This window comes from Micromonospora sp. CPCC 206171, from assembly GCF_036906755.1.
Taxonomy (GTDB): domain Bacteria; phylum Actinomycetota; class Actinomycetes; order Mycobacteriales; family Micromonosporaceae; genus Micromonospora; species Micromonospora purpureochromogenes.
Genome location: NZ_JBAKHT010000002.1, coordinates 14,133 through 39,290, shown reverse-complemented (window position 1 = coordinate 39,290; position 25,158 = coordinate 14,133). Strand labels below are relative to the sequence as shown.

Here is a 25,158-nt window from a genome sequence, read left to right as displayed (position 1 = left end):
GGAAGGAATCCATTGAGCGACACCACCGACGTGACGTCGGATGTTTCCAACGTCGCTGGCGATGCCACCACCGCTGCCCCCGCCCGTCGTCGACGCAGCGGCACCGGTCTGTCGGCGATGCTGCTGCCAGAGCTGCAGAGCCTGGCCGCGTCGCTCGGCATCTCCGGGACGGCGCGCATGCGCAAGGGCGAGCTGATCAGCGCGATCACCGAGCGGCAGCAGGGCGCCGCCGGCACCCCTCGACCCCGGGCCGAGGTCGCGGCCGCGGCCGCCCCCGCCCGTGAAGAGGTGCACGCCGAGGTTCGCGAGACCGGTGAGCGGGCTGCCGAGCAGGCTGCCGCCGCACCGGCCGCCGGCGAGGCCGAGGGCCGTACCAGGACCCGCCGCAGCCGGGCCGCCGCCGAGGGCCGTCCCGTCGAGGGCCGTCCCGTCGAGGGTCGTCCCGCCGAGGGGCGTGCCGTCGAGGGTCGTCCCGCCGAGGGGCGTGCCGTCGAGGCGCGGACCGAGGAGGCCGCTCCCGCCGAGACCGGCGAGCGCGCCGAGGGCCGTGGCCGGGACCGGGCCGAGCGCGGTGAGCGTGCCGAGCGCGGTGACCGTGCCGAGCGCGGTGACCGCAACGAGCGGGCCGATCGTGGCGACCGGGCCGAGCGCGGCGAGCGCAACGACCGCGGTGAGCGGGCCGAGCGTGACCGCACCGACCGGGGCGACCGCAACGACCGCGGTGGCGATCGGGCCCAGCGCGACAACGACACCGACGAGGACGGCGAGGGCGGCGGCCGGCGTGGCCGGCGCAGCCGGTTCCGCGACCGTCGGCGTGGCCGCGGCGAGCGCGCCGAGGGCGGCGACGGTGGCCGCGAGGGCGGTCGCGAGGGCGGTCGCGAGCCGCAGGTCAGCGAGGACGACGTGCTCGTCCCGGTGGCCGGCATCGTCGACATCCTCGACAACTACGCCTTCGTCCGGACCACCGGCTACCTGGCCGGCCCGAACGACGTCTACGTCTCGATGTCCCAGATCAAGAAGTACGGGCTGCGCCGCGGTGACGCGATCACCGGCGCGGTGCGGGCTTCCGCGCGCGACGGCGAGCAGCGGCGGGACAAGTACAACCCGCTGGTGCGGCTGGACACCATCAACGGCATGGAGCTGGACGAGGCCAAGCGTCGTCCCGAGTTCTACAAGCTCACTCCGCTGTACCCGCAGGAGCGGTTGCGGCTGGAGACCGAGCCGCACATCCTGACCACCCGGGTGATCGACCTGGTCATGCCGATCGGCAAGGGGCAGCGCGCGCTGATCGTGTCGCCGCCGAAGGCCGGTAAGACCATGGTGCTGCAGGCGATCGCGAACGCGATCACGCACAACAACCCGGAGTGCCACCTGATGGTGGTGCTGGTGGACGAGCGGCCCGAAGAGGTCACCGACATGCAGCGCACGGTCAAGGGCGAGGTCATCGCGGCCACGTTCGACCGTCCGCCGCAGGACCACACCACGGTGGCCGAGCTGGCGATCGAGCGGGCCAAGCGCCTGGTCGAGCTGGGCCACGACGTGGTCGTGCTGCTCGACTCGGTGACCCGGCTCGGCCGGTCGTACAACCTGGCGGCGCCGGCCAGCGGCCGGATCATGTCGGGTGGTATCGACTCCACCGCGCTCTACCCGCCGAAGCGCTTCCTCGGCGCGGCCCGCAACATCGAGAACGGTGGCTCGCTGACCATCCTCGCCACCGCGCTGGTGGAGACCGGATCCATGGCGGACACGGTCATCTTCGAGGAGTTCAAGGGCACCGGTAACGCGGAGCTGAAGCTGGACCGGAAGATCGCCGACAAGCGGACCTTCCCGGCGGTCGACGTCAGTGCGTCCAGCACCCGCAAGGAGGAGATCCTGCTCTCGCCGGAGGAGCTGGCCATCATCCACAAGCTCCGCAAGGTGCTGCACTCGCTGGACTCCCAGGCGGCGCTGGACCTGCTGCTGGACCGGCTCAAGAAGTCCCGCACCAACATCGAGTTCCTGATGCAGATCGCCAAGTCGACGCCGGGGGAGTGACCTCACCCGGGTGAGACCCGCGAAGGGCACGGCCACACCGGCCGTGCCCTTCGTCGTGTCCGGGGGCGGTGGGCGCTGGAATTTTCCTTCAATTAAGTCCCCGGGTATTGAAACTTCTGTGCACCGCCGGGTTGACTGTCGTCCATGCGTACCCGCAGCCGAACCGCCCGCCTTCCCGGCGTCCTGCTGTTGACGCCGCTGCTCGCGCTCGCCGGGGCCGTCCCGGCGTCCGCCGCGCCGCCCGCCGCCGGCACCGCCGCCGAGGACGCGCCCCCCGCCTCGTCGTACCCGGCCGCCGCGGTGGCGCTCGCCCCAGCCGCCGTCGCGCCGGCCGACGGACTGGAGACCGCCCGGACCATCCGGCCGGTCGCGCCGGGGCTCGACCTCACCTCCTTCGACCGGTACGACGCCGCCGGCTGGCTGCGCGCCGACGCGCTCACCGCCGACCTGAACGGCGGGCTGAGGGTCGACTACGTCAACTCCGGGGAGGTGGCCCGAGCCGAGCCGCTGCGCGGCGCGGTCGACCGGTCCCGGGCCGTCGCCGCGGTCAACGGCGACTTCTTCGACATCAACAACTCCGGTGCCGCGCAGGGCGTCGGCATCCGCGACGGGGAACTGGTCCAGTCGCCGGTCGCCGGCCACCACAACGCCGCCGCGATCACCGGTGACGGCCTCGGCCGGGTGGTCCAGGTGCACTTCGACGGCACCGCGACGCTGCCGTCCGGCCCGGTCACCCTGACCCAGTTCAACAACATGGTGCAGGCCAACGGCGTCGGCGTGTTCACCGCGCTCTGGGGGTCGTACCCCCGGCGGCGGGCGGTGGAGGGGGCGGCCCGGGTCACCGAGGTGGCGGTCCGGGACGGCCGGGTGGCCACCGTCGGCGCCGCGGCGGGCGAGGGGCCGATTCCGGCCGGGACCACGGTGCTGCTCGGCCGGGACGCCGGCGCGGACGCCCTGGCCGGCCTGCGCCCGGGCGACCCGATCGACCTGACCTGGAAGCCCAAGCCGTCCGAGGGCGGCGACCTGCGCGCCGCCGTGGGCGGGGGCAACGTCCTGGTCCGCGACGGGGCGGTGCAGACCATCGCCGACCCGACCCTGGCCCCGCGCACCGCCGTGGGCTTCTCCGCCGACGGGCGACGGATGATCCTGCTCACCGTGGACGGGCGTCAGGTGGACAGCCGGGGCGTCACGCAGACCGAGATGGGCGAGATGATGGCCGGGCTGGGCGCGTACCACGCGCTCAACCTGGACGGGGGCGGCTCGTCCACGCTGCTCGCCCGGGAGCCGGGCGCGGCGGCCGTGCAGGTGGAGAACAGCCCGTCCGACGGCACCGAGCGGGCGGTCCCCAACGGGCTGGCGGTCTACGCCCCCGAGGGCAGTGGCCGGCTCACCGGGTACTGGCTGGAGACGGCGAGCGACCCGACCGCCGCGCCGGGCGTCGCGCCGGTGCGGGGCGGCCGGCCCGACCGGGTCTTCCCCGGACTGACCCGCCGGCTCACCGCCGCGGGCTACGACGAGACGTACGGCCCGGCGCAGGGCACGCCGACGTGGCGGGCGAACCCGGCGGCGCAGGGCACCGTGGCCGACGGGGTCTTCCGCGCCGGCGCATCCGGCCGCAGCACCGTCACCGCCTGGCGCGGCGAGGCCCGGGGCACGCTCGACCTGACCGTGCTCGGTCCGCTGGCCCGAGTCGACTCCACCGTGGACCGGGTCGGCCTGAACCGGGCCGGCGACAGCGGGCTGTTCGGCGTGGTCGGCTACGACGCCGAGGGCAACACCGCGCCGATCGAGCCGGCCGACCTGACGTTGGAGTACGACCGGTCGCTGCTGGCGGTCACCCCCACCGCCGACGGCAACCTGTCGGTCAAGGCCCTCGGCGACAGCGGCTCCGCCCTGGTCACGGTCCACGTCGGCCGGCACGCCACGGTGCTGCCGGTGACCGTCGGGCTGACCGACGTACCGGTGGCCGGCTTCGACGACGCGGCCTCCTGGCGGTTCAGCCAGGCCCGGGCCAGCGGCGCGGTCGCCCCGGCGCCCGGACACACCGGCACCGGCCTGCGGATGACGTACGACTTCAGCCAGTCCACCGGCACCCGGGCCGCCTACGCCGACCCGCCGGCCTGGATCGCGGTGCCCGGCCAGCCGCAGGCATTCGGCATGTGGATCCACGGCAACGGCACCGGCGAGTGGCCCAGCCTGCACCTGCACGACGCGCAGGACACCCAGCACGTGCTGCGCGGCCCGCTGGTCACCTGGAAGGGCTGGCGGTACGTGGAGTTCGCGGTGCCGCCCGGCGTGCAGTACCCGGTGCGGGTCCGCCGGTTCTACGTGGCCGAGACCAACCCGGCGGCGCAGTACACCAGCGAGGTGGTGATCGACGACCTGGTGGCGAAGGTGCCGCCCACCATCGACGCGCCGGCCGAGCCGCCCCGCACCGACCGGGTGGTGCTGCGCGACGGCGCGGTGGACGGCGCGCCCTGGCGCTTCGCGGTGATGTCCGACGCCCAGTTCGTCGCCGCCGACCCGGACAGCGCCCTGGTCGCCCAGGCCCGCCGTACGCTGCGCGAGGTCAAGGCGGCGAAGCCGGACTTCCTGGTGATAAACGGTGACTTCGTGGACACCGCGTACCCGGCGGACTTCGCTCTGGCCAAGCGGCTGCTGGACGAGGAACTGGGCGGCGAGCTGCCGTGGTACTACGTCCCGGGCAACCACGAGATCATGGGCGCGCCGATCGACAACTTCCGCGCCGTCTTCGGCGACACCCAGCGCGTCTTCGACCACGAGGGCACCCGGTTCGTCACGCTGAACTCGTCCACCGGGTCGCTGCGCGGTGGCGGCTTCGACCAGGTCCGGATGCTGCGCGAGGCGCTGGACTCGGCCGCCGCCGACCCGGCGGTCGGTTCGGTGGTGGTACTGCACCACCACCCGCCCCGCGACCCGAGCCCGGCCAAGGCCAGCCAGCTCGGCGACCGCAAGGAGGCGGCGCTGCTGGAGCAGTGGCTGGCCGACTTCCAGCACCGCACCGGCAAGGGCGCACTGTTCGTCGGCGGGCACGTCGGCACTTTCCACGCCGACCGGGTGGACGGCGTGCCGTACGTGATCAACGGCAACTCGGGCAAGAACCCGTCGACGCCGCCGCAGCTCGGCGGCTTCACGGGCTGGACCGAGTTCGGCGTGGACCCGGTGACCCCGGCCGAGGCCGAACGGGCCCGCCGGGATCCGCTGGTCGAGGGGCCGCGCTGGGTCGCCGCGGAGTTCCACGCCCACACCGACCGGCTCGCGGTGAGCGCGCCGGCCGCCGTGCCGGTGGGGACGCCGGCCACGGTGACCGCGACGTTGACCCAGCCCGGCGGCCGTGCCGTGCCCGTGGCGGCGCCGGTCAGCGCCGACTGGTCCGCGTCACCGAACGTCCACATCGGAGATGCCGGCGGGGTGCGGCCCTGGCACGTGGCCCGCTTCGACCCGGCCACCGGGCAGCTGACCGCGCTGCGGGCCGGCGCGCAGGTGCTGCTCGCGGTGACCGTGAACGGCGTCCGGGCCGAGGCGACGGTCGCGATGACGGCGGCCGAGGCACCTGGGGAGGCACCCGCCGCCTGACGGCCCGGCGTACGCCGGGCGTCCCGTCCGCCGGTCGGCCCCCTGCGGCGAGGGGCCGACCGGCGGTGCGCTGCGGCCCGGTCGTCGGTCTCCCCGGCGAGGGCCGACCGGGCGGCGCGTCTCCACCTGGCCGAGGACGCTCCTTCCACCCGCTTTGCTCTGCTGCCCTCGGCGCGACACCGACCGTCCGGATACCGGACGTCGGGTGTCGCCGTGGCGGCAGCAGAGCAAAGCGTGCGGGGTGGACGTTGCCGGGGGCCGCGGTGCGCCGAGGCCTCAGAAGTCGCCCTCGGCGACCTGGAAGACGGTCAGCCCGAGCGCCCGCCACATCCGCACCACCTGCTGCCGGTCGTCGAAGACCCCGGCCACCCGGTAGCGGTCGCGCACCTCACGCTCGTAGATCTCCTGCTTCACCACGGCGTCCTTGCGGGAGTCGCCCACCGCGCGCAGGTGCAGACCGAGGTACGGCACCCGCACGTGCCGGTCCAGCCAGGCCTCCGTGGCGGCGCGGGCGGTGGCGTCACGTCCGGAGCAGAAGATCACCCCGTACCCGGCGGCATGCATCGCCCGGACCGCCGCGATCACCGCCTCGTTGGGCTCGTCCTCGCCCACCCGGGTCATGTCGTAGGGGCTGCGGGAGACGTTCAGCGCGACCGTGCCGTCGATGTCCACCAGCACGATCTCCGGCGGGCCGGCCGGGGTCGCGTCGACCGTGCCGGCCCGGCCGGTGCGGGCCGTCGGCACCGGCAGCGGCAGCGGCCGGTTGGCCAGGTAGCGCTCGTGCAGGCGACGGATGGCCGACTCGCCGACCCGGTCCGCCTCCGCCCGCACGGCGTCGCGGCGCAGGCACTCGTCCAGCGGTACGTCGGTGAAGTCGTGCACCTCGAAGTCCGCGTCGTACCGGGCGGCCAGGTCGGCCCAGTCGCGCAGGGTCCGCGAGCGCAGGTTGGTGTCGTCCACGCAGACGCTGACCCCGGCCCGCAGCAGCGCCTCCACCTGGGCCCGCTGGGCGAGCGTCACCTGGTACTCGGCCCGCTGGGTGAACAGCCGCTCACCGTGCAGCATCCGGCGTAGGTCGTCGCGGTTAACCCGGGCCACGCCCGGTTGCAGGGTACGGGCGAAACTGGTCTTGCCGGAGGCGGGCAGCCCGCGGGTGGCGATCAGTCGGGGCATCCTGCCCAGCCCACTCGGGTCGGGGACGAATCGGGCACGATCCCACCGTACGCCGGGGGCGGGAATGCTGGTCGGCGGTGGCGGGAATGCGAGCAGGGAGGCGGGCGTTTCCACTGCCGGACCGATCGTGCGGCCCGCTTACCGGGTCGGCTCACGCCCGTGGCACACTGGTCAATCGGCCACCGGTTCCGGTTCACGCCCGAGTCCGTCGCGCACCAGGCGACGGGGAGATCAGCGGCGACCCGGCGACCACCGACGAAAGGACCGAGGCGACATGAAGCCCAACATCCACCCGGAGTACGTGACCACCGAGGTCTCCTGCTCCTGCGGTAACACCTTCTCGACCCGCAGCACCGCCAAGGGCGGCTCGATCCACGTCGAGACCTGCAGCGCCTGCCACCCGTTCTACACCGGTAAGCAGCGCGTCCTCGACACCGCCGGCCGGGTCGCCAAGTTCCAGCAGAAGTACGCCAAGGTTCAGCCGAAGAAGGCCAAGTAGCTCCACCGACGACGCCCGTGTCCGGCTTCGGCCGGGCACGGGCGTTCGTCCGTTCCGCCCCCGGTTACGCCCGCCCGTCCGTCGAAGGAGCATCCCCCGCATGAGCAGCGAGCGCCTGGCTTCCCTCCTCGACGAGTACGCCGAGCTGGAGAAGCGGCTGGCCGACCCGGCCATCCACGCCGACCAGGGCACCGCCCGTCGGGTGGGTCGCCGGTACGCCGAGCTGGTTCCGCTGCACAAGGCCGCCGGTGAGCTGGAGCAGGCCCGCGCCGACCTGGCCGCGGCCCGCGAGCTGGCCGCCGAGGACCCGTCCTTCGCCGCGGAGGCGGAGTCGATCGCGGCGAGCCTGCCGGCACTGGAGGAGCGCCTGGCCGAGCTGCTGATCCCGCGTGACCCGCACGACGCCAAGGACGTGATCATCGAGATCAAGGCCGGCGAGGGTGGCGAGGAGTCCGCGCTCTTCGCCGGTGACCTGCTGCGGATGTACACCCGGTACGCCGAGCGGCACGGCTGGCTCACCGAGGTGATCGACGCGCAGGACTCCGACCTGGGCGGGGTCAAGGACGTCTCGCTGGCGATCAAGACCAAGGGCGTCCCGGAGGGCGGCCACGGCGTCTGGTCGCGGCTGAAGTGGGAGGGCGGCGTGCACCGGGTGCAGCGCGTGCCGGTCACCGAGTCGCAGGGGCGCATCCACACCAGCGCCGCCGGCGTGCTGGTGCTGCCCGAGGCCGAGGACGTCGACGTCACCATCGACCCCAACGAGCTGCGGATCGACGTGTTCCGCTCGTCCGGGCCGGGCGGCCAGTCGGTGAACACCACCGACTCGGCGGTCCGGATCACCCACCTGCCGACCGGCGTGGTCGTCTCCTGCCAGAACGAGAAGTCCCAGCTGCAGAACCGGGAGCAGGCGATGCGCATCCTGCGGGCCCGGCTGCTCGCCGTCGCCCAGGAGCAGGCCGACGCCGCCGCCTCGGACGCCCGCAAGGCGCAGGTGCGCACGGTGGACCGCTCGGAGCGGATCCGCACCTACAACTTCCCGCAGAACCGGATCACCGACCACCGGATCGGCTACACGGCGTACAACCTCGACCTGGCGCTCGCCGGCGACCTGGACGGCGTCCTGGACGCCCTCACCGAGGCCGACCGTGCCGCCCGCCTGGCCGGCGACCCCGAACTCACCCGCCGCTGACCCCACCTCCCACCGGGCGCCCCCACCCCATCCACGACGGCACTTTCCCGGAAAGCGTGGCTATTCGACGCCGAATAGCCACGCTTTCCGTGAAAGAGGCCTCAAGCGTGCGGGGAGGGGGGCGCGGGAAGGGGGCGGGGTCAGGAGGCGCGGGGGCGGGTTTTGGCGCGGAGCATCTCGCGGTCGGCGATCTCGAAGGCGGTGCCGAGGGCGTCGCGCAGGGCGCCGTGGGCGCCGTCCACCTCGGCGAAGCCGATGCTCACCCCGACCGGGGTGCCGGGCACCAGGGACTCCCAGTCCTCGGTGCGCACCGCCGCGTGGATCCGCCGGGCCACCTCGGCCGCCTCGGTCATCCCGGCCCCGGAGAGCACCACCACGAACTCGTCCCCGCCGTAGCGGGCGACGAAGTCGCCCCGGCGCATCACCCGGTTGATCACTCCGGCGATGCGTTGCAGGACCAGGTCCCCGGAGTGGTGGCCGTGGGTGGTGTTGACCGCCTTGAACCCGTCCAGGTCGCAGACGCCGATCACCACCCGCTCGCCCCCCGAGGTCACCGAGGCGATGTAGCGCTCCAGCCGGCGCCGGTTCGGCAGGCCGGTGAGCGGGTCGGTCAGCGCCTCGCCCTCGTACCGGGCGGCCTCGCGACGCATCTCCTCGTGGTCGATGCGGGCGGCGATGCCGTCGATGTACACGTCGCGCAGCCGGTCGTTGCGCTGGGCGGCCAGCCGGAACGCCATCCGGTCGGCCCGGTGCGCCGCCACGTGGTCGCCGGCCCGGGCGTACGCGATGCTGCGCAGCCGGGACGGCTCGGCCGCGCCGAGCGTCTCGTTGGAGACCAGCGCGGTGTCCAGCCGGGTGATCGCCTCGATCGGCCGGCCGTCGGCGACGGCCAGGCAGATCTGCCCGAGCTGCCGCATGTCGCGGGCGCGGGCGCTGTCGCCGCCGTGGGCGAGCAGCCGGACCGGGTCGGTCTTGGTGCCGGTCTCCAGCGGGTCGCCGAGGGCGGCCCGACGGGCGGCCGCGTAGCCGTACGCGGCCAGGCTGCTGGGGCGGATCCGCTCGCTCCGGCCGTCGCGGACGAACCGGTTCAGGTCGATGGCGATGTCCCGGAGCACCCGCAGGCAGCCGTCGCTGTCGCCGTTGTGGTCCAGGGCGACCGCGTTGCGCAGCCGGATCCCCGGCGCGGCGAAGACCTCCTCGGGGAGCCCGGCGGCCATCCCGTGCTGCCGGGCCCGCTCGATCGCGCCGAGGGCATAGCCGTGGAAGCTGAGGTACGAGTAGGCCATCGCCAGGTCGTGCCAGCCCCAGGCGGTGTCCCGGTCCCGCTCCTCGGCCGCGCCCAGCGCCCGGGCGGCGCGGACCAGGTGGGTGACGCACCGGTCCAGCGCGCCCTGGTGGTGCGCGGCGAGCGCGGCCAGCGCGTTGAGGTGCCCGTGCAGGTACGGCTCGGGCAGGTCACGGACGGCGGTGGACGCCTCCTCGATGGCCCCGGTGAACTCCGCCGTCCGACCGAGATTGATCAGCGCGCAGAGGCGCTGTACCAGCGCGTCGGCGCGGGTGTGCGGGTCGGTGGTGCTGCGCAGCACCTGCTCGAGCAGGCCGCACGCCTCGGCGGACCGGCTCGCCTCCTGCAGGGCCCGGGCACGCCGGAGGGCGTCAACCTGGTCATCGACCCGGTCGAGCCACCCCACCTGCGAACCTCCTGTCGGTGTGCGTCCGGCCGCACCGACTCGTGACGCGACCCGCGACGCTTCATGATTATGTCGTGACCTTCCTTCCGCGCCACCCCTCCGAAGGGACAGAACGCGAGCGGCCCTCGCTCGCCGTGACCCGCGCCACCCGTGCCCTGACCGCCGCCGGGGTGGAGTCGGCCCGCGCCGAGGCGGAGCTGCTCGCCGCGTACGTGCTGGACGTGCCCCGCGGCCGGCTGGCGCTGGCGGACGGCTTCACCGCCGCCCAGCGGGACCGGTTCGAGGCGCTGGTCGCCCGCCGGGCCGACCGGGAGCCGTTGCAGCACCTGACCGGGCGGGCCGGGTTCCGGCACCTGGAGCTGGCGGTCGGCCCGGGGGTCTTCGTGCCGCGCCCGGAGACCGAACTGCTCGCCGGCTGGGGGATCGAGGTGGCCCGGACCCGGCCGGCGCCGCTGGTGGTGGACCTGTGCAGCGGCTCGGGGGCGATCGCGCTGGCGGTCGCCCAGGAGGTGCCGGCCGCCCGGGTGGTGGCCGTGGAGCGGTCGTCCGCCGCGCTGGAGTGGCTGCGGCGCAACGCCGCCGAGCGGGCCGCCGCCGGGGACCGGCCGATCGAGGTGGTCGCCGCCGACGTCACCGACCCGGAGCTGCTGGCCACGCTGGTCGGCGAGGTGGACGTGCTGCTCTGCAACCCGCCGTACGTGCCCCGGGCGGTGGCCGTACCGCCGGAGGTGGCCGGGCACGACCCGGACGAGGCGGTCTTCGGTGGGACGGACGGGTTGAGCGTGATCCGGCCGGTGCTGGCCCGCGCCGGGGACCTGCTACGTCCCGGCGGCGGGCTGGGTGTGGAGCACGACGACACGCACGGGGCGGCGGTGCCGGCGCTGCTCGCCGCCGACGGCCGGTACGTCGACGTGGCGGAGCATCGGGACCTGGCGGGACGGTCCCGTTTCGCCACCGCGTCCCGGCGGGCGGACGGCCCGCACGCCGGTGTGGCCCCGGCGTGGCAGACTGGCTCCTCGTGATGCTCTACGACTGTCGGTCGCCCGCCGACCGGGACCGCGGCATCGCCGCTGCCATCGAGGCGGTCAAGAACGGCGAGCTGGTCGTCCTGCCGACCGACACGGTCTACGGGATCGGCGCGGACGCCTTCACCCCGTACGCGGTGAAGGCCCTGGCGGACGCCAAGGGCGGCAGCCGGCAGGCGCCGCCGGTGCTGATCGGCTCCCGGCACACGCTGGACGGCCTGGTCTTCTCGCTGCCGCGCGTCGCGCGCGATCTGGTCGAGGCGTTCTGGCCCGGTGCGCTGACCATCGTGGTGGAGCACTCGCCGAGCCTGGCCTGGGACCTGGGCGACGCCACCGGCACGGTGGCGGTCCGGATGCCGCTGCACCCGGTGGCGCTGGAGGTGCTGCGGGAGACCGGGCCGATGGCGGTGGCCTCGGCGAACAAGGCGGGCCAGGCGGCCGCGCTGACCGCCGAGGAGGCCCGCGACCAGCTCGGCTACTCGGTGCGCGCCTACCTGGAGGCCGGCCCCTGCCCGGACCCGGTGCCGAGCACGATCGTCGACCTGACCGGCGAGGTGCCGCGGGTGCTCCGGCTGGGCGCGATCGGGCTGGACAAGCTCCGCGACGTCGCGCCGGACATCCTCGACGAGCGGGGGGCCTGAGTGCCGCCGTTCACCGTCCTGCACGTGTGCATGGGCAACATCTGCCGCTCGCCGATGGCGGAGCGGCTGCTGGTGCTCGCGGTCCGGGATCGGCTGGGCCGGCTCGGCGTCGACCCGACCCGCTCCGACGAGCTGCTGCACAGCCACAGCGCCGGCACCGGCGGCTGGCACGCCGGCGAGGAGATGAACCCGCCGGCGGCCCGGCAGGTGCTCTCGCGCGGGGGTGACGTGGACGGCTTCGCCGCCCGCAAGTTGCGCTCCGATCTGATCGACGCCGCCGACCTGGTCCTCACCGCCACCGCCGACCAGCAGGAGTACGTGGTGGCGCTGCGTCCCGACGCCGCGGCCCGCACCTTCGTGCTCGGCGAGTTCGGCCGGCTGCTCGGGCTGGTGGACGCCGCCGCCCTGCCACCGGCGGAGGCCACCGGCGAGGCGGTGTACGCCCGGGGCGTGGCCCTGGTGGCGGCCGCCGACGCGGCCCGGCAGGGGGCGTCGGCGCTGCACTCCGACGACCTGGACGACCCCTGGGGCCGGGGCGACCAGTGCTTCAGCCGGGTGGCCGACGAGATCGAGGAGACCGTGCACCCGCTCACCGCGGCGCTGTTGCCCTGACCCCCCGCCCGGGTGAACCGGGCGGCGTGTCCGGTGCTCCGCGCCGCGTCCCGCTCGCGAGTTTCCTCCGGGTTTCGCGAAATATGAGGGCCGAAGGGGCATAGCGGGTCATTCTGAACGGGTCCTGACGGCTCCTGCGGGGAGTGCTGATGATCCGGGCCCATCTCGACAAGTTGTTCACCGTGGTGATCGCCGGCGTGCTCGCCGGGCTGGTGCTGGCGGCCGCGGCCCTCCCGGTCGCCCTGGTGCTCGGGTTGGGCTTCGGCGCGCTCTCCGCGCCCTACTCCGAGCTGCCGTCGAGCCTGCGCACCCCACCCACCGCGCAGCGGTCGAACCTGTACGCCAACGACGGCCGCACGCTGATCACCTCGTTCTACACCGAGGACCGCGTCGAGGTGCCGCTGGACAAGGTGGCGCCGGTGATGCGCCAGGCCATGGTGGCCGCCGAGGACACCCGCTTCTACCAGCACCGCGGCGTCGACCTGCGCGGCGTGGTCCGGGCCTTCACCGTCAACCGGCGCGACGGCGCGACCCGGCAGGGCGCCTCCACGCTGACCATGCAGTACGTGCGCAACGTGCTGGCCAGCGATCCCCGGCTGACCCGCGAGCAGCGGACCGCGGCCACCGAGATCAGCGCCGCCCGCAAGCTGCGGGAGATGCGGTACGCCCTGTCGCTGGAGCGGGAGCTGGACAAGGACGAGATCCTCCGCCGCTACCTCAACATCGCCTACTTCGGCGCCGGGGCGTACGGCATCGCGGCCGCCAGCAAGCGCTACTTCTCCACCTCGCCGGCGAACCTCACGCTGCCCCAGGCGGCCCTGCTCGCCGGTCTGGTCCGCTCGCCGGACACCGACGACCCGATCAACGGCGACGCCGACGCGGCGCTGCGCCGCAAGGCGTACGTGCTGGACCGGCTCGTCGACGCGGGGCAGGTGCCGGCGGCCGAGGCGGCGCAGGCGAAAGCCGCCCCGCTGTCACTGCGCCCCAGCCAGACCCCGAACGACTGCACCGCCGTGCCCCGCGAGCAGAGCGACTGGGGCTTCTTCTGCGACTGGTTCACCCAGTGGTGGAGCGCCCAGCCGGCCTTCGGCGCGACCGCCGCCGAGCGGCAGGACACCCTGCGCCGGGGTGGCTTCCGGATCGTCTCGTCGCTGGACCCGGCCGTGCAGCGGGCCACCCTGCGGCAGGTGCTGGACATCTACCCCGGCACCGATCGGCGGGCCGTGCCGACCGCGGCGGTCCAGCCCGGCACCGGCCGGGTGCTGGCGATGGCGGTGAACCGGAACTACAGCGTGGCCGAGAACCCGGGCGGCCGGAAGAACTACCCGAACACCGTCAACCAGCTCGTCGCCGGCGGCGGCGGCATCGAGGGCTACCAGGGCGGCTCGACCTTCAAGCTCTTCACCATGCTGGCCGCCCTGGAGTCCGGGCTGCCGCTGGACACCCGCTTCGACGCCCCGACCCGGATCGTCACCCGGTTCCCGGTCGACGGGGGACGGGCCAGCTGCGACGGCAACTGGTGCCCGGCCAACGCCACGCCGGACTGGATGGACGGGCCGCACACCATGTGGACCGCCTTCGGCCGCTCGGTGAACACCTACTTCGCCTGGCTGATCGAGCGGGTCGGCGCGGACAAGGTGGTGGAGATGGCCGAGCGGCTGGGCATCGTGTTCCGGGCCGAGGACGACGCCCGGCTGGCCCGCTCCGGCGCGCGGAACTGGGGCGCGTTCACCCTCGGGGTCTCCTCGACCACCCCGCTCGACCTGGCCAACGCCTACGCCACGATCGCCGCCGAGGGGACCTGGTGCGCGCCGCTGCCGGTGGTGTCGATCACCGACAGCGCCGGGCACGAGGTGGCCGCCGGCCGCCCGGACTGCCGGCAGGTGGTCGACACCGACGTGGCCCGGGCGGCGGTGGACGCGGCCCGCTGTCCGGTCGGCGACCAGAGCATGTACCACCGCTGTGACGGCGGCACCGCGGAGCGGCTCCGGCCGCTGCTGGGCCGCCCGGTGGCCGGCAAGACCGGCAGCTCGGAGGGGTACGAGAGCGAGTCGGTGGTCGCGTTCACCCCGCAGCTCGCGATCGCCTCGATGGCGGCGAACCCGGACGACCCGCGGGACGCGGTCGGCAAGGCGGTGCAGGCCCAGATGGTGGACGCGGTGGGCCGGGTGCTCCTCACCGCGCTCAAGGACCAGCCCGTCCGCGACTTCGTCCCGCCCAGCGCGGCGGTCACCTATCGCCAGACCGGCCCCCGCGACGGCAACTGATCCGCCGCGGAGCGGGTCAGCCGGTGGCGTGTTCGGCCCCCCGGGCGATGTTGCGGGCCATCCCGCCGAAGACGACGGCGTGGAAGGGGGCGACCGAGCCCCAGTAGGCGTGCCCGGCCAGGCCGCGGGGGAGGAAGACGGCGCGCTGCACGTACCGGCTGCGACCGTCGGTGGTGGGCTCGACGCGCATCTCCAGCCAGGCCCGGCCGGGCAGCCGCATCTCGGCGCGCAGCCGCAGCAGCTCGCCCGGCACGATCTCCTCGACCCGCCAGAAGTCCAGCGCCTCGCCGACCTGGAGCCGGTGCGGGTCCCGCCGGCCCCGGCGCAGCCCGACCCCGCCGATCAGCCGGTCCAGCCAGCCCCGCACCGACCAGGCCAGCGGGAACGAGTACCAGCCGTGCTCGCCGCCGACCCCCTCGATCACCCGCCACAGCGCGCTGGTCGGGGCGTTGACGTCGCGTTCCCGGACGTCGGTGTAGACCGTGCCGCCGGACCACTTCGGGTCACTGGGCAGCGGCTCGGCCGGCGCGTCCGGGCCGCTCGCGGTGGACCAGCGGGTCTCCACCTCGGCGTCGCGCACCTTGGCCAGCGCCAGCGCCACGGCCTCGTCGAAGCCGGTCAGCCCGCCCGGCGGGTCGGGGATGAACCGGGCGATGTCGTGCTCGTGCGCCACCGCCTCGTGGACCAGGCTCTCCACCAGCGGCCGGGCGATCTTGTTGGGCACCGGGGTGACCAGCCCGACCCAGTACGAGGAGAGCGACGGGGTCAGCGGCCGCACTCGCAGGATCACCCGGCGGCGCAGCCCGGCCACCCGGGCGTACCGCTGCATCATCTGCTCGAAGGTGAGCACGTCCGGGCCGGCGATGTCGAACGCCCGGTCCACCTCGGGCGGCAGCGTCGCGCCGGCGACCAGGTAGCGCAGCACGTCGCGGACCGCGATCGGCTGGATCCGGTTGCGCACCCAGCGCGGGGTGACCATCCCCGGCAGCCGCTCGGTGAGGTAGCGCAGCATCTCGAACGAGGCCGAGCCGGACCCGATGATCACGGCGGCCCGCAGCACCACCGTCGGCACGCCGCTGGCGAGCAGGATCCGCGCCACCTCCGCCCGGGAGCGCAGGTGCGACGAGGGGACCGCGCCGTCCTGCTTCGGCTCCGGGCCGCCCAGATAGACGATCCGGCGTACGCCGGACCGGGCGGCCGCCGCGGCGAAGTGGATCGCCGCCTCCCGGTCGGCCGCCTCGAAGCCGGCCTGCCCGAGCGAGTGCACCAGGTAGTACGCGACGTCGACGCCCTCGAACGCGGCGGGCAGCGTCTCCGGCCGGCGCAGGTCGCCCTCGACCACCTCGGCCCGCGCCGCCCAGGGCACGTCGCGCAGCCGTCCGGCCTTGCGGGCCAGGCAGCGCACCTGGTACCCCTCGGCGAGCAGCCGGGGCGCGAGCCGTCCGCCGATGTAACCCGTGGCTCCGGTGACCAGGCATCTCACGGTTTCCAGTCTGCGGCCCCATAGACTCCTTCGCTGTGGAGAACGCGAGCAACACCTTCTGGGGGCCGGACTTCCAGCAGCTCAGTACCGCCGACCCGGAGATCGCCGGGGTGGTGCTGGGCGAACTGGAACGGCTGCGCGGCGGCCTGCAACTGATCGCCAGCGAGAACCTCACCTCCCCGGCGGTGCTCGCGGCGCTCGGCTCGACGCTGACCAACAAGTACGCCGAGGGCTACCCGGGCCGGCGCTACTACGGCGGCTGCGGCGAGGTCGACCGGGCCGAGGAGATCGGCATAGCCCGGGCGAAGGAGCTCTTCGACGCCGAGCACGCCAACCTCCAGCCGCACTCCGGGGCCAGCGCCAACCTCGCCGCGTACGCCGCCCTGGTGCAGCCCGGCGACACGGTGCTGGCGATGGACCTGCCGCACGGCGGGCACCTCACCCACGGCAGCCGGGTGAACTTCTCCGGCAAGTGGTTCCATCCGGTCGGCTACACCGTCCGGCCGGACACCGAGCTGATCGACTACGACGAGGTCCGCGACCTGGCCCTGGCGCACCGGCCCAAAATGATCATCTGTGGCGCGACCGCCTACCCCCGGCTGATCGACTTCGCCCGGTTCCGGGAGATCGCCGACGAGGTCGGCGCGTACCTGATGGTGGACGCCGCGCACTTCATCGGGCTGGTCGCCGGCCGGGCCATCCCGTCGCCGGTGCCGTACGCCGACGTCGTCTGCTTCACCACCCACAAGGTGCTGCGCGGCCCGCGCGGCGGCATGATCCTCTGCCGCGAGTCACTGGCCGCCCGGATCGACAAGGCGGTCTTCCCGTTCACCCAGGGCGGCCCGCTGATGCACGCGGTCGCGGCCAAGGCGGTCGCGCTGCGCGAGGCCGCGCAGCCCGAGTTCCGGGCGTACGCCGGGCAGGTGGTGCAGAACGCCAAGGCGCTCGCCGCCGGGCTGGCCGCCGAGGGGATGCGCCCGGTCTCCGGCGGCACCGACACCCACCTGGCCCTGATCGACCTGCGCGAGACCGGGGTGACCGGCGCGGCGGCCGAGGCCCGCTGCGACGCCGCGACCATCACCCTGAACAAGAACGCGATCCCGTACGACCCGCAGAAGCCGATGGTGGCCTCCGGCATCCGGGTGGGCACGCCGAGCGTCACCACCCAGGGCATGGGGGTCCCGGAGATGCGTCAGGTCGCCTCGCTGATCGCCCGCGCGGTACGCACCGATCCGGCCGCGCCCGGGGGAGCGGACACGCTCGCCGGGATCGCCGGCGAGGTCGCCGAGCTGGCCGCCGCCTTCCCGGCGTACCCCCGTGGCTGAGCCCGGGGTGCGCGCGGCGGAGCTGGCCGCGGACCGGCGCTGGCGGCTACGCCACCTGCCGGTGCTGCTGATCGCCTCGGTGCTGCTGGGCGCGGTGGCCGCCCTGGTGGGCGGGGTGGCCGGCGGTGGCGACGCCGCGCTGGGCGCGGCGGCCGGGGTGGCGGTGACGGCGGCCAGCTACACGCTGACCACCGTGGTGCTGGCCTGGGCCGACGCGGTCAACCCGCAGCTGGTGCTCCCGTTCGGGCTCGGCCTGTACGCGGCCAAGTTCACCCTGCTGGGTGTGGTGATGGTGGCCGTGGCGTCGACCGGCTGGGCCGGGCTGCTCCCGCTCTGCCTCGGCATCGCGGCGGGCGTGGCGGTCTGGACCGGGGTGCACATCTGGTGGCTGACCAGGGTGCACCGGCGCGAGGTCGCCGGCTGACCGGTCTGGCGCACACCGAGCGTGGTGGATCTGTAGCGCCGTCCCACCTGGCGGGCGACGCGCGCGTCTGTCCACCTTCGGTCATTTTCTGGCCGGCGGAAGGGGAGTAGCGTGCCTCCAGACGACGCGCCCGCCAAAGGCCCACACAACGACGGTTGTGCGGGGGGTGAGGCACAGCCTCGTCTTCCCGGCTGATATCGTTCGCCCCGTCATGGCTGATGACCAAACCCCCCGATCCAGCGGCGGCTCAGGCGACGTTCCGTCCGGTGCCGGCCAGGGTTGGACCGCGCTCGGATACCTCATCACGGGCATGGTCTTCTGGGGTTTCATCGGCTGGCTGGTCGACCAGTGGCTCGACACCGGGGGCATCGCCACCGGGATCGGCGTCGTGCTCGGCATGGCCGGGGGAATCATCCTGGTCGTCCGCCGACTCGGCACGCCTACTTAGGAAGGGACGCGGTGTTCGGACAGGCGAACGTCCTGGCAGCGGGCCAGGCGGCATTCCCACCCAGTGTGGAGGACTTCTACCTGCCCAGCATCCTGCCCTGGGGTGCGCACGACTCCTACTGGTTCACCAAGATCACGGCGATGGTCTGGATCGCGGTCGGCGTCCTGATCATCTTCTTCCTGGCCAGCTACCGGAAGCCGCAGCTGGTCCCGACGAAGAAGCAGTGGTTCGCCGAGTCGATCTACGGCTTCGTGCGGAACAACATCGCGGTCGACATGATCGGGCACGCGGGTGTGCGGTTCGCGCCGTACTTCACCACGCTGTTCTGCTTCATCCTGCTGACCAATTTCTTCGCGATCCTGCCGGGTTTCCAGATCTCGCCGAACTCGCACATCGCCTTCCCGGCGATCCTCGCGGTGATCAGCTACGTGCTCTTCATCTACGCCGGCATCAAGCACCACGGCGCCGGCAAGTTCATCAAGAACTCTCTGATCCCGCCGGCGCCCTGGTACATCCTGCCGCTGCTGATCCCGATCGAGTTCTTCTCGACTTTCCTCGTCCGGCCGTTCTCGCTGGCCGTCCGTCTCTTCGCGAACATGTTCGCCGGCCACATGCTCCTGCTGGTCTTCACGCTCGGCGGCTTCGCGATGCTCAGCGCCAACACCTGGCTGGCCCCGGTCTCGGTGCTGTCCTGGGTGATGACCATCGCGCTCACCTTCCTCGAGTTCCTGGTGATCGTCCTGCAGGCCTACGTGTTCACGGTGCTGACCGCCAGCTACGTGCAGGGCGCGCTCGCCGAAGAGCACTGATCCACTTCGCACCAACAGTTGTCGTCCCGCGTGACCGTCACGCGTGATAACCAGGAGGAACCCACTAATGGACGTCTACGCCGCGGTAGAGGGCAGCACCGCCGCCATCGGCTACGGTCTCGCGGCCATCGGCCCGGGCATCGGTGTCGGCCTGGTCTTCGCCGCCTACATCCAGTCGACCGCCCGCCAGCCGGAGTCGTCGCGGATGACCCTGCCGTACGTCTGGATCGGCTTCGCCGTCATCGAGGCGCTCGCGCTGCTGGGTATCGCCTTCGGCTTCATCTGGGCTGGCGCCTGATCCACCCCTGTTGACCGGGAGGTAACCATGTACCACCTGCTCGCCGCCGAAGGTGGTGAAACGGCCCACAACCCGATCGTCCCGCTGTGGCAGGAGCTCGTGGTCGGGACGGTCGCCTTTGCCGTGCTCTGCTTCGTGCTGATGAAGTTCGTCTTCCCCCGCATGGAGCAGACGTTCCAGGCGCGGGTCGACGCGATCGAGGGTGGCATCAAGCGCGCCGAGGCCGCTCAGGCCGAGGCCAACCAGCTCCTCGAGCAGTACCGCGCGCAGCTCGCCGAGGCGCGCACCGACGCCGCCAAGATCCGGGACGACGCCCGGGCCGACGCCGAGGGCATCCGCCAGGACATCCTCGCCAAGGCGCGGGAGGAATCCGACCGGATCATCGCGGCGGGCAAGGAGCAGCTCGCCGCCGAGCGGGCCACCATCGTGCGCGAGCTGCGCACGGAGGTCGGCACGATCGCGGTCGACCTGGCCAGCAAGATCGTCGGTGAGTCGCTCGCCGACGAGGCTCGTCGCAAGGGCACCGTCGACCGGTTCCTGAGCGGTCTCGAGAGCGCGGGGGCCCGCTGATGCAGGCCGCCAGCCGGGAGTCGTACAAGGTCGCGGCGGAGCACCTCGACGCGTACGCGCGCAGTGCCGACCCGGTCGCGGTGGCCCACACCGCGAACGACCTGCTCGCCGTCGCCGGCCTGCTCCGGCGGGAGACTCGGCTGCGGCGGGCGCTCTCGGACTCCGCCCGGTCCGCCCCGGACCGCGCCGGCCTGCTCGGCGAGATGCTGCGGGGCAAGATCAGCGAGGGCGCGCTCGACCTGCTCGCCTCGCTGGTCTCCGGCCGTTGGTCGGCGCCGTCGGAACTGCTCGACGGCGCCGAGCGGCTCGGCGTGGAGGCCGTGCTGGCCAGCGTCGATGCCGCGGGTGACCTGGGCGAGGTCGAGGACGAGCTGTTCCGTTTCGGGCAGGTCGTCGCCGGCCAGCCCGCCCTCTCCGCGGTGCTGTCGAACCCGGTCGCTCCGGTGGAGCAGCGGGGCGTCCTGGTCGGCGAGCTGCTGGCCGGCAAGGCCAAGCTGGCCACGGTCCGCCTCATCGAGGTGGCGCTGGCCGGCTTCGGGGGGCGTTCCTTCACCGGATCGCTCACCCGGCTGGTCGAGCTGGCCGCCGAACGGCGGGACCGCCAGGTGGCGTACGTCACGGTGGCAGCCCCGTTGACTGACGAGGAGGAGCGACGCCTCGGTGCCCGCCTCTCCGCGATGTACGGTCGAGAGGTTTCCGTCAAGCAGACGGTCGACCCGGAGGTGCTCGGTGGGGTGAGCGTGCAGGTCGGCTCCGACCTGTACGACGGCACCGTCCTGCGCCGCCTCAACGAGACCCGCAACGCGCTCGCGAAGCGCTGACCAGCGTCTCCGCAGCCCCTGATCGACGCCATTCGGACCGGTCGGTACTAGGTATCCCGGGACCCTGATACTTAAGGAAGCAGAGGATGGCCGAGCTGACCATCTCGACGGAGGAGATCCGCGGCGCCCTGGAGCGCTACGTCTCCTCCTACACGGCCGACGTCTCCCGCGAGGAGGTCGGCACCGTCGCCGACACCGGTGACGGCATCGCCCACGTCGAGGGCCTGCCCTCGACCATGACCAACGAGCTCCTGGAGTTCGAGGACGGCACGCTCGGCGTGGCGCTCAACCTCGACGTCCGGGAGATCGGTGTCGTCGTTCTCGGTGACTCCGCCAAGCTGGAGGAGGGGCAGCGCGTCAAGCGCACCGGCCGGGTGCTCTCGGTGCCGGTCGGCGACGCCTTCCTCGGCCGCGTGGTCGACGCGCTCGGCCAGCCGATCGACGGGCTCGGCGACATCGCCAACGAGGGCTTCCGCGAGCTGGAGCTCCAGGCCCCGAACGTGATGGCCCGGCAGTCCGTCGACGAGCCGCTGCAGACCGGTATCAAGGCGATCGACGCCATGACCCCGGTCGGTCGGGGCCAGCGTCAGCTGATCATCGGTGACCGGAAGACCGGCAAGACCACGGTCGCCCTGGACACCATCCTCAACCAGCGCGACAACTGGCGCTCCGGCGACCCGAAGAAGCAGGTCCGCTGCATCTACGTCGCCATCGGCCAGAAGGCCTCCACGATCGCCTCGATCAAGGGCATCCTGGAGGAGGCGGGCGCGATGGAGTACACCACCATCGTCGCCTCTCCGGCCTCCGACCCGGCCGGCTTCAAGTACCTCGCCCCCTACACCGGCTCGTCCATCGGGCAGCACTGGATGTACGGCGGCAAGCACGTCCTGATCGTCTTCGACGACCTGAGCAAGCAGGCCGAGGCGTACCGGGCCGTGTCGCTGCTGCTGCGTCGCCCGCCGGGCCGCGAAGCGTACCCGGGTGACGTCTTCTACCTGCACTCCCGCCTGCTGGAGCGCTGCGCGAAGCTCTCCGACGAGCTGGGTGGCGGCTCGATGACCGGTCTGCCGATCATCGAGACGAAGGCCAACGACATCTCGGCCTTCATCCCGACCAACGTCATCTCGATCACCGACGGCCAGATCTTCCTCGAGACCGACCTGTTCAACCAGGGCGTCCGGCCGGCCATCAACGTCGGTACCTCGGTCTCCCGGGTCGGTGGCGCCGCGCAGGTCAAGCCGATGAAGAAGGTCGCCGGTTCGCTCCGGCTCAACCTGGCCCAGTACCGCGAGCTGGAGGCCTTCGCCGCCTTCGCCTCCGACCTGGACCGGGCCTCCCGGGCCCAGCTGGAGCGCGGTTCCCGCCTGGTCGAGCTGCTCAAGCAGCCGAACTACTCGCCGTACCCGGTGCAGGAGCAGGTCGTCACGGTCTGGGCCGGCACCGAGGGCAAGCTGGACGACATCCCGGTCGGCGAGGTGCGTCGCTTCGAGTCCGAGTTCCTCCAGTACCTGCGGCACAAGCACGAGGGTGTCCTGGCGGCGATCGCGGACAACAAGTGGGGCGACGACATCGTCGGCTCGCTGGACTCGGCCATCACCGAGTTCAAGCAGGTCTTCCTGGGCAAGGAGGACGAGCGTCGGATCAACGAGGCCCCGGCCGCGCCGCTCGAGGGCGAGGAGAACCGCGAGACGGTGACCCGCTTCCGCGACGGCACGACCGACCGCCCGGCCGAGAGCTGATCCAATGGCGGCCCAGGTTCGCGTTCTTCGTCAACGGATCCGCTCGGCGAAGTCGATGAAGAAGATCACCAAGGCGATGGAGCTCGTGGCGACGAGCCGGATCGCCAAGGCCCAGGCCCGGGTGGAGGCGTCGCTGCCGTACGCCCGGGCCATCACCGGCGTGCTCACGGCGCTGGCGTCCAACGCGCGGATCGACCACCCGCTGCTCACCCCGCGTGAGCGGGTACGGCGGGCGGGCGTGCTGCTGGTCACCAGCGACCGCGGCCTGGCCGGTGGTTACAGCTCCAACGCGATCAGGACGGCGGAGTCGCTGATCGCCCGGCTCAAGGCCGACGGCAAGGAGCCGGTGCTCTACGTCATCGGGCGCAAGGGCGTCGGGTTCTACCGGTTCCGCGACCGGGACATGGCGGCGAACTGGACCGGCTTCTCGGAGCAGCCCTCGTTCGCCGACGCCCGCGAGGTGGGCGAGACGCTGATCAAGGCGTTCTCGGCCGGCGCGGACGACGCGGACGGTCAGGCCGGGGCGGACGGGGTGCTCGGGATCGACGAGTTGCACATCGTCTACACCGAGTTCCACTCCCTGATGACCCAGACGCCGGTCGCGAAGATCATCGGCCCGATGCAGGTCGAGGATCGTCCGCGGTCCGAGGGGCTGCTGCCGGCGTACGAGTTCGAGCCGGAGGCGGAGGCGCTGCTCGACGCGCTGCTGCCGAAGTACATCAACACGCGGATCTACGCGGCGTTGATCGAGTCGGCGGCGAGCGAGTCGGCGTCCCGGCGGCGGGCGATGAAGAGCGCCACGGACAACGCCGAAGAGATGATCGAGAAGTACACGCGCGAGATGAACTCGGCCCGCCAGGCCGGGATCACCCAGGAGATCAGCGAGATCGTCGGCGGCGCGAACGCGCTGGCCGCGTCGGGAAGTGAAGTGTGATGACTGCCCCAGTAGAGACCAAGACGGCCACGGGTCGCGTGGTCCGGGTCATCGGCCCGGTCGTCGACGCCGAGTTCCCGCGCGACGCCATGCCGCCCCTGTTCAACGCCCTGCACGTCAACGTGACGCTCTCCGGCGGCGAGAAGAAGCTGACCCTGGAGGTTGCCCAGCACCTGGGTGACAACATGGTCCGCGCGATCTCGATGCAGCCGACCGACGGCCTGGTGCGTGGGTCGGAGGTGCGCGACACCGGCTCGGGGATCACCGTTCCGGTGGGCGACGCGGTCAAGGGCCACGTGTTCAACGCGATCGGTGAGGTGCTCAACCTCACCGAGGGCGAGACGCTCACCCCGGACGACCACTGGGTCATCCACCGCAAGGCCCCGGCCTTCGCGGACCTGGAGCCGAAGACCGAGATGCTGGAGACCGGCATCAAGGTCATCGACCTGCTCGCCCCGTACGTCAAGGGCGGCAAGATCGGCCTGTTCGGCGGTGCCGGCGTGGGCAAGACGGTGCTCATCCAGGAGATGATCACCCGTGTCGCCCGGAACTTCGGTGGTACCTCGGTCTTCGCCGGCGTGGGTGAGCGCACCCGTGAGGGCAACGACCTCATCGCCGAGATGACCGAGTCCGGCGTCATCGACAAGACCGCGTTGGTCTACGGCCAGATGGACGAGCCGCCGGGCACCCGGCTGCGGGTGGCGCTCTCCGCGCTGACCATGGCGGAGTACTTCCGCGACGTGAAGAAGCAGGAGGTGCTGCTCTTCATCGACAACATCTTCCGCTTCACCCAGGCCGGTTCCGAGGTCTCCACGCTGCTCGGCCGCATGCCGAGCGCCGTGGGTTACCAGCCGACCCTGGCCGACGAGATGGGCGAGCTCCAGGAGCGGATCACCTCCGTCCGGGGCCAGGCCATCACCTCGATGCAGGCGATCTACGTGCCCGCCGACGACTACACCGACCCGGCGCCGGCCACCACGTTCGCCCACCTGGACGCGACCACCAACCTGGAGCGGTCGATCTCCGACAAGGGCATCTACCCGGCCGTGGACCCGCTGGCGTCCTCGTCCCGGATCCTCGCCCCGGAGTTCGTCGGCGCCGAGCACTTCCAGGTCGCCACCGAGGTGAAGCGGATCCTGCAGCGCTACAAGGACCTGCAGGACATCATCGCCATCCTCGGCATCGAGGAGCTCTCCGAGGAAGACAAGATCACCGTGGCCCGGGCCCGGCGGATCGAGCGCTTCCTGTCGCAGAACACCTACGCCGCCGAGCAGTTCACCGGCGTGCCGGGCTCGACGGTCCCGATCAGCGAGACCATCGAGGCGTTCAAGAAGATCAGCGAGGGCGAGTACGACCACTTCCCCGAGCAGGCCTTCTTCATGTGCGGCGGTCTTGAGGACCTGGAGCGCAAGGCGAAGGAACTGATGTCGGAGGGCTGAGAACTCCGCCACAACTGACGAAGGCCACCCCGGTTCGCCGGGGTGGCCTTCGCCTGTTCCGGGCCTGTTCGGACCCGGTGTCCGATTGTCGGGCCAGCGATTCCCACGATGGCGGGGTACCGTTTCGAGCGCGACGCACG

The 25,158-nt window shown here is 72.7% G+C and carries 21 protein-coding genes; 18 read left to right on the top strand and 3 right to left on the bottom strand.

Annotated elements, in window-relative coordinates; genetic code table 11:
- Positions 1-12 precede the first annotated feature (12 nt).
- The gene (gene rho, locus V6U89_RS02900) at positions 13-2,034 is read left to right on the top strand and encodes a transcription termination factor Rho (RefSeq protein WP_334569022.1); all 2,022 of its coding nucleotides are present in this window, start codon (positions 13-15) and stop codon (positions 2,032-2,034) included.
- Positions 2,035-2,178: 144 nt separating this feature from the next.
- On the top strand, positions 2,179-5,631 hold the full coding sequence (locus tag V6U89_RS02895) for a phosphodiester glycosidase family protein (protein ID WP_334569021.1): 3,453 nt from the start codon (positions 2,179-2,181) through the stop codon (positions 5,629-5,631).
- A 276-nt stretch (positions 5,632-5,907) separates the two neighbouring features.
- On the opposite strand, the gene V6U89_RS02890 is transcribed toward V6U89_RS02895, so the two are convergent.
- A complete protein-coding gene (locus V6U89_RS02890; protein ID WP_334569020.1) occupies positions 5,908-6,804 on the bottom strand; it encodes a phosphatase domain-containing protein in 897 nt (298 codons plus the stop codon).
- A gap of 274 nt (positions 6,805-7,078) precedes the next feature.
- On the opposite strand from V6U89_RS02890, the gene rpmE reads away from it, so the two are divergent.
- Both rpmE and prfA read left to right on the top strand, forming a co-directional pair.
- A complete protein-coding gene (gene rpmE, locus V6U89_RS02885) occupies positions 7,079-7,303 on the top strand; it encodes a 50S ribosomal protein L31 (RefSeq protein WP_280835989.1) in 225 nt (74 codons plus the stop codon).
- Between the two features lie 100 nt (positions 7,304-7,403).
- Positions 7,404-8,492 (top strand): peptide chain release factor 1, encoded by a 1,089-nt coding sequence (gene prfA, locus V6U89_RS02880; RefSeq protein WP_334569019.1) that lies wholly within the window; start codon positions 7,404-7,406, stop codon positions 8,490-8,492.
- A gap of 140 nt (positions 8,493-8,632) precedes the next feature.
- Here prfA and V6U89_RS02875 read toward each other — a convergent pair whose 3' ends face one another.
- Positions 8,633-10,183 carry a GGDEF domain-containing protein gene (locus V6U89_RS02875; protein ID WP_334569018.1) on the bottom strand — a complete coding sequence of 517 codons (1,551 nt, stop codon included), beginning with the start codon at positions 10,181-10,183 and terminating at the stop codon, positions 8,633-8,635.
- 74 nt (positions 10,184-10,257) lie between these two features.
- On the opposite strand from V6U89_RS02875, the gene prmC reads away from it, so the two are divergent.
- From prmC to V6U89_RS02855, 4 genes are all read left to right on the top strand, one after another.
- Positions 10,258-11,205, top strand: coding sequence for a peptide chain release factor N(5)-glutamine methyltransferase (gene prmC / locus V6U89_RS02870; RefSeq protein ID WP_334569017.1), 948 nt, complete (start codon positions 10,258-10,260; stop codon positions 11,203-11,205).
- Complete coding sequence (locus V6U89_RS02865) at positions 11,205-11,849, top strand: L-threonylcarbamoyladenylate synthase (RefSeq protein WP_334569400.1); 645 nt, start codon at positions 11,205-11,207, stop codon at positions 11,847-11,849. The genes prmC and V6U89_RS02865 overlap by 1 nt, the downstream gene beginning before the upstream one ends.
- The gene (locus V6U89_RS02860) at positions 11,850-12,461 is read left to right on the top strand and encodes an arsenate reductase/protein-tyrosine-phosphatase family protein (RefSeq protein ID WP_334569015.1); all 612 of its coding nucleotides are present in this window, start codon (positions 11,850-11,852) and stop codon (positions 12,459-12,461) included.
- A 149-nt stretch (positions 12,462-12,610) separates the two neighbouring features.
- The gene (locus tag V6U89_RS02855) at positions 12,611-14,728 is read left to right on the top strand and encodes a transglycosylase domain-containing protein (RefSeq protein ID WP_334569014.1); all 2,118 of its coding nucleotides are present in this window, start codon (positions 12,611-12,613) and stop codon (positions 14,726-14,728) included.
- A 16-nt stretch (positions 14,729-14,744) separates the two neighbouring features.
- Here the strand turns inward: V6U89_RS02855 and V6U89_RS02850 are convergent, their stop codons facing one another.
- Positions 14,745-16,211 (bottom strand): SDR family oxidoreductase, encoded by a 1,467-nt coding sequence (locus tag V6U89_RS02850; protein WP_334569013.1) that lies wholly within the window; start codon positions 16,209-16,211, stop codon positions 14,745-14,747.
- 35 nt (positions 16,212-16,246) lie between these two features.
- Between V6U89_RS02850 and glyA the strand changes: the two genes are divergently transcribed.
- The 10 genes from glyA (at position 16,247) to atpD (ending at position 25,018) form a co-directional block, all read left to right on the top strand.
- On the top strand, positions 16,247-17,536 hold the full coding sequence (glyA, locus tag V6U89_RS02845) for a serine hydroxymethyltransferase (RefSeq protein WP_334569012.1): 1,290 nt from the start codon (positions 16,247-16,249) through the stop codon (positions 17,534-17,536).
- Positions 17,529-17,960 (top strand): hypothetical protein, encoded by a 432-nt coding sequence (locus V6U89_RS02840; RefSeq protein ID WP_334569011.1) that lies wholly within the window; start codon positions 17,529-17,531, stop codon positions 17,958-17,960. Before glyA ends, V6U89_RS02840 begins: the two co-directional genes overlap by 8 nt.
- Before the next feature lie 211 nt (positions 17,961-18,171).
- Positions 18,172-18,408 carry an AtpZ/AtpI family protein gene (locus V6U89_RS02835; protein WP_088964442.1) on the top strand — a complete coding sequence of 79 codons (237 nt, stop codon included), beginning with the start codon at positions 18,172-18,174 and terminating at the stop codon, positions 18,406-18,408.
- A gap of 11 nt (positions 18,409-18,419) precedes the next feature.
- Complete coding sequence (atpB, locus tag V6U89_RS02830) at positions 18,420-19,217, top strand: F0F1 ATP synthase subunit A (RefSeq protein ID WP_210776187.1); 798 nt, start codon at positions 18,420-18,422, stop codon at positions 19,215-19,217.
- 67 nt (positions 19,218-19,284) lie between these two features.
- Positions 19,285-19,515 carry an ATP synthase F0 subunit C gene (locus V6U89_RS02825; RefSeq protein ID WP_210776188.1) on the top strand — a complete coding sequence of 77 codons (231 nt, stop codon included), beginning with the start codon at positions 19,285-19,287 and terminating at the stop codon, positions 19,513-19,515.
- 27 nt (positions 19,516-19,542) lie between these two features.
- On the top strand, positions 19,543-20,085 hold the full coding sequence (locus V6U89_RS02820) for a F0F1 ATP synthase subunit B (RefSeq protein WP_088960569.1): 543 nt from the start codon (positions 19,543-19,545) through the stop codon (positions 20,083-20,085).
- Positions 20,085-20,906 (top strand): F0F1 ATP synthase subunit delta, encoded by an 822-nt coding sequence (locus tag V6U89_RS02815; RefSeq protein ID WP_334569010.1) that lies wholly within the window; start codon positions 20,085-20,087, stop codon positions 20,904-20,906. The genes V6U89_RS02820 and V6U89_RS02815 overlap by 1 nt, the downstream gene beginning before the upstream one ends.
- An 86-nt stretch (positions 20,907-20,992) precedes the next feature.
- Entirely contained in the window at positions 20,993-22,645 is a 1,653-nt protein-coding gene (gene atpA / locus V6U89_RS02810; RefSeq protein ID WP_334569009.1) for a F0F1 ATP synthase subunit alpha, read from the top strand.
- 4 nt (positions 22,646-22,649) lie between these two features.
- Positions 22,650-23,579 carry a F0F1 ATP synthase subunit gamma gene (locus tag V6U89_RS02805; RefSeq protein ID WP_334569008.1) on the top strand — a complete coding sequence of 310 codons (930 nt, stop codon included), beginning with the start codon at positions 22,650-22,652 and terminating at the stop codon, positions 23,577-23,579.
- Positions 23,579-25,018 carry a F0F1 ATP synthase subunit beta gene (gene atpD, locus V6U89_RS02800; protein WP_334569007.1) on the top strand — a complete coding sequence of 480 codons (1,440 nt, stop codon included), beginning with the start codon at positions 23,579-23,581 and terminating at the stop codon, positions 25,016-25,018. The genes V6U89_RS02805 and atpD overlap by 1 nt, the downstream gene beginning before the upstream one ends.
- Positions 25,019-25,158 lie beyond the last annotated feature (140 nt).